Origin of the sequence: uncultured Winogradskyella sp., assembly GCF_963975125.1 — a bacterium.
Taxonomy (GTDB): Bacteria; Bacteroidota; Bacteroidia; order Flavobacteriales; family Flavobacteriaceae; genus Winogradskyella.
In genome coordinates this window covers 1-10888 of record NZ_CAXBGB010000097.1, presented here as the reverse complement: position 1 = coordinate 10888, position 10888 = coordinate 1, and the positions used below count along the sequence as shown (strand labels likewise).

Annotated in this window: 9 protein-coding genes; 3 read left to right on the top strand and 6 right to left on the bottom strand. The window is 33.7% G+C overall.

Features of this window, described 5'->3' with window-relative positions; translation table 11 throughout:
- The 4 genes from fabV to AAC053_RS12325 all read right to left on the bottom strand — a co-directional run.
- A partial coding sequence (gene fabV, locus AAC053_RS12340) for an enoyl-ACP reductase FabV (protein WP_339757084.1) occupies positions 1-1187 on the bottom strand: 1187 nt, incomplete at its 3' end.
- A gap of 11 nt (positions 1188-1198) precedes the next feature.
- Complete coding sequence (gene lpdA, locus AAC053_RS12335) at positions 1199-2599, bottom strand: dihydrolipoyl dehydrogenase (RefSeq protein WP_339757080.1); 1401 nt, start codon at positions 2597-2599, stop codon at positions 1199-1201.
- Between the two features lie 94 nt (positions 2600-2693).
- Positions 2694-3320 carry a CPBP family intramembrane glutamic endopeptidase gene (locus tag AAC053_RS12330; protein ID WP_339757077.1) on the bottom strand — a complete coding sequence of 209 codons (627 nt, stop codon included), beginning with the start codon at positions 3318-3320 and terminating at the stop codon, positions 2694-2696.
- 3 nt (positions 3321-3323) lie between these two features.
- Positions 3324-3782 (bottom strand): Lrp/AsnC family transcriptional regulator, encoded by a 459-nt coding sequence (locus AAC053_RS12325; protein WP_339757074.1) that lies wholly within the window; start codon positions 3780-3782, stop codon positions 3324-3326.
- Between the two features lie 159 nt (positions 3783-3941).
- Between AAC053_RS12325 and AAC053_RS12320 the strand changes: the two genes are divergently transcribed.
- Positions 3942-5141 carry an aminotransferase class I/II-fold pyridoxal phosphate-dependent enzyme gene (locus AAC053_RS12320; RefSeq protein WP_339757072.1) on the top strand — a complete coding sequence of 400 codons (1200 nt, stop codon included), beginning with the start codon at positions 3942-3944 and terminating at the stop codon, positions 5139-5141.
- 123 nt (positions 5142-5264) lie between these two features.
- Here AAC053_RS12320 and AAC053_RS12315 read toward each other — a convergent pair whose 3' ends face one another.
- Positions 5265-6299, bottom strand: a complete 1035-nt coding sequence (locus AAC053_RS12315; RefSeq protein WP_339757069.1) for a metal-dependent hydrolase — start codon at positions 6297-6299, stop codon at positions 5265-5267.
- Positions 6300-6383: 84 nt separating this feature from the next.
- On the opposite strand from AAC053_RS12315, the gene AAC053_RS12310 reads away from it, so the two are divergent.
- Positions 6384-7856 carry a Na+/H+ antiporter NhaC family protein gene (locus AAC053_RS12310; protein WP_339757066.1) on the top strand — a complete coding sequence of 491 codons (1473 nt, stop codon included), beginning with the start codon at positions 6384-6386 and terminating at the stop codon, positions 7854-7856.
- A gap of 106 nt (positions 7857-7962) precedes the next feature.
- The gene (locus AAC053_RS12305) at positions 7963-8601 is read left to right on the top strand and encodes a peroxiredoxin (RefSeq protein ID WP_339757063.1); all 639 of its coding nucleotides are present in this window, start codon (positions 7963-7965) and stop codon (positions 8599-8601) included.
- Positions 8602-8674: 73 nt separating this feature from the next.
- Here the strand turns inward: AAC053_RS12305 and katG are convergent, their stop codons facing one another.
- Complete coding sequence (gene katG / locus AAC053_RS12300) at positions 8675-10873, bottom strand: catalase/peroxidase HPI (protein ID WP_339757061.1); 2199 nt, start codon at positions 10871-10873, stop codon at positions 8675-8677.
- Positions 10874-10888: the final 15 nt, after the last annotated feature.

The following is a 10888-nucleotide window of genomic DNA, read 5'->3' as shown; positions in this document are numbered from 1 at the left end:
TCTTGCAATCCAGGAATAACAACCATTTCGTTAACATCTTTTTCATAATCAACTCCTTCAACATTAAATCCAAAGAGGTTAAAGAAATCAGTTTTATAACCTTCTAAATCACTAATGTTTGGTAAAGCTTCAGTAGTGGCTTCTTTCCAAAGCTCTAATACTTTAGCTTGGATATCTTCTCGCATTTCCCAATCATCAATACGTATTCTTCCGGCTTCATCTAATGGCATGTTTTCAGCATATAAACGTGCATTAAACAAACGTTCAATTTGCTCTATACAACCTTCGTGTACACCTTCATCTTTCATCACTTTATATAATAAAGAAATGTATAAAGGAATAACAGGAATTGCAGAACTCGCCTGAGTTACTAATGCTTTATTTACTGAAACAAAACCCTTTCCGTTAATAGCTTTTAAGCTATCCGTAATTTTAAATGCAGTAGCTTCTAAGTCGTCTTTTGCAGCACCAATAGTTCCTTTTCTATAAACCGCTTCTGTAAGTGAAGGGCCAATATAAGAATAGGCAACGGTTTTAAAATCTTCTGATAGTACATCAGCAGATTTTAATAAGTCAATCCACATTTGCCAATCTTCGCCACCCATTACATTAACAGTATTTTTAATATCGTCACCAGAACTTGGTTCTATAGAAATTTCTTTGACTTCACCTGTATGAAAATCTACAGTGTTATTTGTAAAGGTTCCTCCTATTGGTTTTAATACAGATTTAAAACGCTCACCAGTATCTGGATGCGCTCTTACTGGCGAAGCCAAACTGTAAATCAATACATCTATTTTACCTAAGTCTTCTTTAATTAACTTTAGGGTTTGTGCTTTGATTTCATGCGAAAAAGCATCGCCATTTATACTTTTAGCATATAAACCGTCTTTATTTGCTTGAGTTTCAAAAGCTGCACTGTTATACCAACCAGGAGAAGCTGTTTTCCCTACTTTAGGTGGCTTTTCAAAAAATACGCCAATAGTTGCTGCGTTAGAGCCGTAAGCACTTGTTATTCTCGATGCCAAACCAAAGCCTGTTGAAGCTCCTATTACTAGTACTTTTTTAGGACCTTTATTAACTGGTTTCGACTTTATATAATTTATTTGATTTAATACATTTTGTTCACAACCTACTGGGTGCGAAGTTAAACAGATAAACCCTCTGGTTTTTGGTTCAATAATCATATATAGGTTTTCTAAACGTGTAAAGCTCTATCTTCTGTTGCAGCTAAAGCGGCTTCTTTTACAGCTTCTGCAAATGTTGGATGTGCGTGTGACATACGTGAAATATCTTCAGCAGATGCTCTAAATTCCATTGCTGTAACGGCTTCTGTAATTAAATCTGCACAACGTGCACCAATCATATGGACACCTAAAACTTCATCAGTGGTTTTATCAGCTAAGATTTTTACAAAGCCATCGATATCACCACTTGCTCTAGCTCTACCTAAAGCTCTAAAAGGAAATTGACCAACTTTGTATTCTACATTATCTGCTTTTAATTCTTCTTCTGTTTTACCTACTGCTGCAACTTCTGGCCATGTGTAAACGACGCCTGGAATTAAGTTATAATCTATATGTGGTTTTTGTCCTGCTAAAGTTTCAGCAACAAAAACACCTTCTTCTTCAGCTTTGTGCGCCAACATTGCGCCTTTAATTACATCACCAATCGCATAGATATTAGATGTAGATGTTTGCAAATAATCGTTTACTTCAACCTGTCCTTTATCATTCAATTTTACACCAGCAGCTTCAACATTTAAGCCATCTGTATAAGGGCGACGACCAACAGAAACCAAACAATAATCTCCTTTAAATTCTACAAGTTCACCTTTCTTGTTTTCAGCTTTTACGATAACTTCATCACCTTTTCGCTCAACAGACTGAACTTTGTGAGATAGCATCATTTTACATTTTGCTTTCTTAAAGACTTTATTCAACTCTTTAGAAAGTCCTACATCCATAGTCGGTAAGATTCTGTCCATATATTCTACAACAGTAACCTCAGCGCCTAAACGACGATATACTTGACCTATCTCTAAACCAATAACTCCACCACCAATGATAATTAGGTGTTTTGGAATTTCTTTCAGTTTTAAAGCTTCTGTAGATGTCATCACACGCTCTTTATCTAAAGTGATAAAAGGTAAATTAGATGGTTTTGAACCTGTAGCAATGATGATATGCTTTGCTTGGATTTCGCCAGCATCTTTACCTTCAATTTTTATATGAGTAGCATCTTTAAAAGACCCTAAACCTTCATAAACATCGATTTTATTTTTCTTCATTAAGAAATCAATTCCTCCTGTAGTCTTATCTACAACTTCCTGTTTACGTGCTATCATTTTTTCTAAATTCACTTTGATTTCGCCTGGTATTTCTATACCATGTTCTTCAAAATGCTTTGTCGCTTCTTCATAATGGTGAGAAGAACTTAATAGGGCTTTACTTGGAATACAACCTACGTTTAAACAGGTACCACCAAGGGTTGAATATTTTTCAATAATTGCAGTTTTCATGCCTAATTGTGCACAGCGAATTGCTGCTACATAACCACCAGGTCCAGATCCTATTATTGCTACGTCGTATGATTTCATATTATAGTTTTTATCTCATTAAAAAAACAGTTACAAAAGTACAATTTAGATTAAAGATTTACGAATGACTTACTACTAAATTTAACATAAAGTATTAGGTTGGAAATCCAAGCATCTCTCCCATTCCAACTGTAAATAACCAACAGCCATAAATAGCATGTTCTATAGAAACTAAAAGCGTAGATTTTGTTTTCTTAAAAGTAAGTGCAAATAGAATACCACCTATAAACGTTAAAATTATGACAAGAGCATTTCTAAAAAACAAGTGAGCTAATGAGAAAAGTAAGGCATTTACCAAAATGAAAAGACTATCGTTTTTAAATAAATATTGGTACCGTTGAAAAAAAAACGTTCTGTAAATTAATTCTTGTGGATATACTGAGAAAAAGGAATACACAAATAAAATAATCACCCAAACCAAAGTCTTTTGTAATGGCATTACAAATAAATTCTCTTTGTCCATTATAAAAACATAAAGCACTGTGACAATTGCGATGATGAGTAGCTTTAAAAGCGTATGCCTACAAAATTGTTTCCAATTTAGATGTTGTGAAACCTTAAATTTATTCTCTTCAACTTTTAATAAAATAAAGATAATATATGCAAATCCTATAATCCCAATTCCAATTTTAATCAAAACTGGAAATTCTATTGCAAAACTAATTGGAGCTATAACAAATATGAGAAAGAATTCTAAAAGCTTATAAGGTTTGTTTTTCATAAACTAGAGTGTAATTGCAGTTGTGTGTTTTACTTGGCTGATCATAAACATACTGTGTGTACTACCAATATGATCTATTTTAGTCAATTTTTTTACCATAAACTCTCTGAAGGCTTTCATATCTTTTACCAAAACTTTGAGTAAATAGTCGTAATCACCACTAAGATGGTAACACTCTAAAACCTCTTCTAGTTTATTAACCTCACGTTCAAATTTAATCACATATTCTTGGGAATGTTGTATTAGTTTCACGTGGCAAAACGCTACAAAATCTTTATCAACTGCCCTTTTATCTACTAATGCAACATATCGATTAATAACACCTTTATTTTCTAATTTTTTTATACGCTCGTAAACTGCAGTAACTGATAAACCAAGGACATTAGATAATGCCTTATTCGTTTGTTTGCTGTCAGTTTGCAAAAGCTTAAGCAGTTTCTTATCAATATTATCAAAAACCATAGTTGTCTTTTTTCAGTTTAAAATCATTTTCATACAAGATTATAGATAATAAAACTAAATAATATACTAAATAAGGTTATATTTTCTAAATAAATAAATAATAGTTGATAATATATCTAAAATTATTGACTTTTGAAGTATTAATTAAATCAAATTATTATGGCTTTTAAACCTGCAAACAATATTCAAGATTTACAATACTTCGGAGAATTTGGTGGTGTTAACCCTTCAATTTCAGATTCGTCAACCTATACCTTTTTATCGGCAAAAACTATGTTTGATACGTTTGAAGGTAACGCAGATGGTTGCTATTTATACTCTCGACATTCCTCTCCTTCAAATCTTTATTTGGGAGAAGCCTTAGCTGCAATGGAAGGTACTGAAGCCGCAACTGTAACGGCTTCTGGAATGGGTGCAATTACTCCTGTTTTACTTCAGCTTTGCGATGCTGGTGAGCATATTGTGAGTAGTAGAACTATTTATGGTGGCACTTATGCCTTTCTTAAAAACTTTACACCACGTTTAAATATAGATACAACGTTTGTAGATATCACGAAATTAGATGTCGTAGAATCCGCAATTACCACAAAAACAAAGATTTTATATTGTGAGAGTGTTAGTAATCCCTTATTAGAAGTTGCAAATATTAAAGGATTAGCAACTTTAGCAAAGAAATATAATTTAAAACTAGTTGTAGATAACACATTTTCGCCATTGTCTATTTCGCCAATTAATTTAGGAGCAGATATTGTGATTCATAGTTTAACCAAATTTATAAATGGGTCATCAGATACAGTTGGTGGTGTTGTTTGTGGTACACAAGAATTTATTAATCAATTAAGAGATGTTAATAATGGCGCAGCAATGCTATTAGGTTCTACTATGGATAGCTTACGTTCTGCTTCGGTTTTAAAGAACTTAAGAACATTACATATTAGAATGCAACAGCACAGTAACAATGCGACATATCTTGCAGAAAAATTTGAAAATGATGGTATTAAAACTGTATATCCTGGCTTAGCTTCTCATCCTTCGCATGAGTTATTTAAATCTATGATGAACGAAAAATATGGTTTTGGAGGTATGATGACTATTGATGTTGGCTCTTTAGATAAAGCCAATGCTTTAATGGAATTAATGCAAAAACGTAACTTAGGTTATTTAGCTGTAAGCTTAGGGTTTTATAAAACACTTTTTAGTGCACCAGGAAGTTCTACATCTTCAGAAATACCAGAAGACGAACAAGCTGAAATGGGTCTAAGTGATGGTTTAATTCGTTTTTCTATTGGTCTAGATGCAGATGTTGAACGGACTTACGAAATGATGAATGCATGTATGGTAGAATTAGGCATTTCTTGAGATAGGAATGGTAAGAACAAAGTCCATCACTAGTTATTCTTAACGTGTTTTAGAATCTAAAGTTTATATGAATATTAGGTTCTTAGACAGGTTAAGAATGGCAAAACACAATGTTCAGTTTCTTTAGTTCCCTTTTAAACGCTTAATCATTGGTCCAAAAATTGATTCTGTAGTAGCATTTTTATCAAAATCGGGTCCACTACTTTTCATATCCCAACGTCCCTCTTTTTTAAAGATTCTAAATTTAAAAAGAGATGATTTAGCATCTTCAGGATTTAACAGGGCATACCTCAAATCACTATACAAATATTCCCCTTCGACATCAGACATTCTAATTTTATAATAGCCATCACTAAACCATACTAAAGTTGCTAAATCTTGACCAGACATATCTAAAACTGAAGGTTCTTTCTCAATAATTTGCCAATCATTTATTTCTTTTATTTCATCGAAAACAGAATAAAATCCTAGATAGAAAGCTGTGTCAGTTTCTGCTACACCATACCAAAGTAAATTATTAAATATTGTAGGTTGTGCTCTAAAGCGATTGAAAGCTATATTTTGAGTTTGAAGGGACTCCTTAAAAATGCTGTTTATACGGAATTTATTCATAAATGTTAATACCATGTAAAATGAACTTATTCCTAATCCCAACTTCAACCAAAAAAGGCGTTGCTTCTTTTGTCTTTTAAAAAACATCAAAACAATTAAACAAATTAAAAATGGAACTGTATATAGCGGATCTACAACCGATATATTATTAAAAGCTACACGATAATCTAAAAATGGGCAAAACAATTGTGTACCGTAAGGTGTAAAGCTATCTAAAATGATATGCGTAAATAATGACCAGAAAAATAATATTTGCCAGTCTTTAATCTTTGTAGAGCCAAATCTTTTTCCTTTATCATATAACTTAAAAAACAACCAACCAAAAACAAAAGCTCCAAAAATTGAAAATAAAATAGAATGCATAAAGCCTCTATGAAAAGCCATAGCTTGTATTTCGTTATTATACAACCACGACCCAATAAATACATCCAAATCTGGAATTGTTCCGCCAATAGCACCGAACAAAAGCGCTTTATTTCCTATTTTCTTACCAAGAACAGCTTCACCACAAGCAGCACCTAGAACAATTTGAGTTAATGAATCCATAATTAGAAGCGCAAAAGTACACATTTAATCCATTTGCAAATGGTTTCAAAAAATGTTAACATTACAGAACTAAACTGAACCAGAATGCAAGACGAAGACTTATCAAAAATTAAAATAGAAAACCAACAAATAATAGATAATAAAGAGCTTAATATTTTTGAGGCCATAGTACCAGTTGCTATTTTAATGGGCATGTTAGCTTACAATGTTTTTTTTATAGAAGACCAAGAATGGTTTGGGACTTACACCAATCAATATATTTTATTAATAGGTGGCTTTGTCGCTTTTATTGGTGGTTTACTAAATAAAGTGACTCCTATAGTTATGGCAAAAGAAGTTTGGGAAAATCTTAAAAGCGTCTTCGTACCAATTATGATTTTATTTTTAGTTGGAGCTCTTGCAGGCACTTGGTTAATTAGTGGAGTGATTCCGGCAATGGTTTACTATGGGTTACAAGTACTTAGTCCTGAAATATTTTTACCTGCATCTGTAATTATAGCCGCAGTAATATCCATTGCTACAGGAAGCTCTTGGACAACCTCTGCAACCGTTGGTATAGCTTTAGTGGGTATTGGCAGAGCTTTAGAGATAAACCCAGGAATGATTGCTGGCGCTGTAATATCTGGCGCTTATTTTGGTGATAAAATGTCACCACTTAGTGATACTACAAATTTAGCACCTGCAATGTCTGGCACTGATCTATTTACACATATTAGATATATGACAATAACGACAATACCAACCATAATTATAACCTTAATTGTCTTTGGAATTATTAGTGCCACGATTGAACCAACAGGAAATGCAGATATAAGTAATTTACTAGCATCAATTAACAAAACGTTCAATATTTCGCCATGGCTTTTTCTAGTTCCTGTTGCGGTAATTATTCTAATTTTTCTTAAAACTAAACCATTAGTAGCATTAGCCTCTGGAGTTATTCTTGCAGCTATTTTTGCTGTTATTTTTCAGCCTGAAGTTTTAAAGGGTATTTCTGAATCTAGTTTTTCTGCTATTTCTAATTCAATTTTAACTGATACTGCTATTGCAACGGATAATGAGAAACTGAATGATTTATTCTTTTCTGGTGGTATGAGAGGTATGCTTTGGACTATATTCCTAATAATCTGTGCGATGGTATTTGGTGGTATAATGGATGGTATTGGAGCCTTAGCAAGAATTACAAAAGCTTTACTTTCTGTAGCAACCTCAATTTTCGGATTGTTTGCAAGTACGGTAATTAGTTGTTTAGGTCTAAATATAATAGCATCAGATCAGTATTTAGCGATTGTAATTCCTGGAAAAATGTTTAAAAAAGCATTCGAGGACAAAGGTTTAGCTCCTGAAAACTTAAGTAGAACTCTTGAAGATTCTGGTACTGTAACTTCTGTTCTTATTCCATGGAATACTTGTGGTGCATATCAAAGTGGTGTTCTGGGTGTTGGTGTTGGTGAATATTTTATTTACGCTATATTTAATTGGTTAAGTCCTTTTTCTACTTTATTATTCGCAGCATTTAGAATAAAAATTAAAATGCTTAAAGGTAAATTAGCCTAGTTTATAAACTCATAGATTTTTAGAATACTATTGCATTGCCTTTGTTAAATCAATACGTACCTTTGCAGCCATATTTTTATATAATTAATATTAAAAAACATAAAAAATGGCTGTATTAGTAGGAAAAAAAGCACCTCAATTTAATGCACAAGCTGTCGTAAATGGGCACGAATTTGTAACAGATTTTTCTTTAGATCAATTTATTGGACAGAAACACGTTGTCTTGTTTTTTTACCCAAAGGATTTCACATTTGTATGCCCAACAGAGTTGCATGCGTTTCAGGAAAAATTAGAAGAATTCAAATCTAGAAATACTGAAGTTATAGCTGTATCTACAGATACGGAGCAATCTCACTTTGGTTGGTTACAAGTAGAAAAAAATCATGGTGGTATTAAGGGAATCACATACCCGTTGATTGCAGATACTAACAAGACTATTTCTAAAAATTATGATGTATTAGCTGGTGATTATTTCTATGACGAAAATGATATGTTGCAAACTACAGGAGAACTAGTTGCATACAGAGGTTTATTCTTAATTGATAAAGAAGGTATCGTACGTCATCAAATAGTGAATGATTTACCATTAGGTAGAAATGTAGATGAAGCTATACGTATGGTTGATGCTTTGCAATTTGTTGAAGAAAATGGAGAAGTTTGTCCTGCAAACTGGAACAAAGGAAAAACAGGAATGCAAGCTACTCACAAAGGTGTTGCAGAATTTTTAGAAAACCACACTAACTAGTTAACGCATATAATATATAAAAAAAGCCTACTAGATTTAGTAGGCTTTTTTATATAAATAATTTGACTAATTTCTATTTTAAATCGAAACGATCTAAGTTCATCACTTTTGTCCATGCTGCAACAAAATCATTAACAAAGCGCACTTCACCATCATTTGCCCCATAAACTTCACATACAGCTCTTAACTCTGTATTAGAACCAAAAATTAAGTCTGCACGAGTTCCTGAAAACTTCATAGCTCTTGTTCTACGGTCTCGACCAATAAACTCTTTATCTGCAGGTGTCGCTGCTTTCCATGTTAATGAAAAATCAAGAATATTAGTAAAAAAATCATTTGTTAAACTCCCTATATTATCAGTAAATACTCCATTTTTTGAACCATCATAATTCGCTCCTAGTACTCGTAATCCACCAACTAAAGCAGTCATTTCTGGAATAGAAAGCGTTAATAGGTTAGCACGATCTACTAATAAGTCCTCAGCTGCTACGTTTAACTTAGAATTTATGTAGTTTCTAAATCCATCTGCAATTGGTTCTAAGTATCCAAACGATTCTAAATCCGTTTGTTCTTGCAAAGCATCTCCTCTACCTTGGGTAAAAGGTACATTTACATTATAACCTGCATTTCTAGCAGCTTCTTCAACAGCGGTTGAACCAGCTAGTACAATTAAATCTGCAATAGAAACCGTCCCTATAAATTCGTTTTGAATACCTTCTAATACGTTCAATACTTTATCTAATTCTGCTGGATTATTAACTTCCCAACTTCTTTGTGGTTCTAATCGTAAACGTCCACCATTTGCTCCACCACGCATATCTGAACCTCTGAAAGTTGAAGCCGATGCCCAAGCTGTTTTAACCATTTCAGAAACCGATAAACCTGAAGCTAAAATCATTTTCTTTAATGAAGCAATATCCGAATCACTTAATGCATAATCTACTATAGGAATTGGATCTTGCCAGATTAATTCTTCTTTAGGAATTTCAGGACCTAAATATCTAGAAATTGGTCCCATATCTCTATGTGTTAACTTATACCATGCACGAGAAAAAGCATCTTCAAATGCCTTATGATCTTTATGAAAACGTTTAGAAATTTCTAAATATATTGGATCCATTTTTAGAGCCATATCAGCAGTAGTCATCATTAAAGCTTGTTTTCCGTTGGCATCACCAGCTTTTGGTGCCATTTTGGCATTTGAAGATGCTGTTGGTGTCCATTGATGCGCTCCTGCTGGGCTTTTAGTTAGTTCCCAATCGTAATTTAATAATACATCAAAATATTCATCATCCCAACGTATAGGATTTGGTGTCCAAGCACCTTCAAGACCACTAGTAATAGCATCATCTAACACACCGGTTCCAAAAGTATTTTTCCAACCTGTACTCATTTCTTCAATAGAAGCACCATGTGGTTCTGCACCAACATATTTTTCTGGGTCAGCTGCGCCATGGGCTTTTCCAAATGTGTGTCCACCAGCAACTAAAGCCACCGTTTCTTCATCATTCATAGCCATACGACCAAAAGTAATTTTAATATCATGTGCAGATTTTAACGGATCTGGTTCTCCGTTTGGCCCTTCGGGATTTACATAAATTAAACCCATGTGCACAGCGCCAAGATGACCTTCTAAATCACCATCACTAGTATCGTAACGATCCTCATTATCTAACCATCCTGTTTCACTTCCCCAATAAATATCTTGTTCTGGTTCCCAAACATCTTCACGACCACCTGCAAAACCAAAAGTTGAGAATCCCATAGACTCTAAGGCACAGTTACCAGCAAGAATCATTAAATCTGCCCATGAGATTTTATTGCCATATTTTTTTTTAACTGGCCATAATAATAAACGTGCCTTATCTAAGTTACCATTATCTGGCCAACTATTTAATGGCGCAAAACGTTGCGAACCAGAACCAGCTCCACCACGACCATCACCAACTCGATATGTGCCTGCACTATGCCATGCCATACGAATCATAAATCCTCCATAATGACCATAATCAGCTGGCCACCAATCTTTAGAATCTGTCATTAAACTAATAATATCTTGTTTTAATGCTGCAAAGTCAACACTCTTAAATGCATCAGCGTAATCGAAGTTTTCACCCATTGGGTTGTTCTTCGTTGCATTTTGCCTTAGAATGTTTAATTTTAGTTCATTAGGCCACCAGTCTCTATTGCGAGTTCCTCCTCCTGCTGGTTTCTTCTGTGCTCCACTTAAAAATGGGCATTGGCTTGCATCACCTCCATTGTTATTATCCATTATATTTTAATTTTT

Coding starts and splice junctions, on each gene's coding strand:
- katG (WP_339757061.1), bottom strand. CDS start 10,873: ATGGATAATAACAATGGAGGTGATGCAAGCCAATGCCCATTTTTAAGT.
- AAC053_RS12325 (WP_339757074.1), bottom strand. CDS start 3,782: ATGGTTTTTGATAATATTGATAAGAAACTGCTTAAGCTTTTGCAAACT.
- lpdA (WP_339757080.1), bottom strand. CDS start 2,599: ATGAAATCATACGACGTAGCAATAATAGGATCTGGACCTGGTGGTTAT.
- AAC053_RS12305 (WP_339757063.1), top strand. CDS start 7,963: ATGGCTGTATTAGTAGGAAAAAAAGCACCTCAATTTAATGCACAAGCT.
- AAC053_RS12315 (WP_339757069.1), bottom strand. CDS start 6,299: ATGGATTCATTAACTCAAATTGTTCTAGGTGCTGCTTGTGGTGAAGCT.
- AAC053_RS12330 (WP_339757077.1), bottom strand. CDS start 3,320: ATGAAAAACAAACCTTATAAGCTTTTAGAATTCTTTCTCATATTTGTT.
- AAC053_RS12320 (WP_339757072.1), top strand. CDS start 3,942: ATGGCTTTTAAACCTGCAAACAATATTCAAGATTTACAATACTTCGGA.
- AAC053_RS12310 (WP_339757066.1), top strand. CDS start 6,384: ATGCAAGACGAAGACTTATCAAAAATTAAAATAGAAAACCAACAAATA.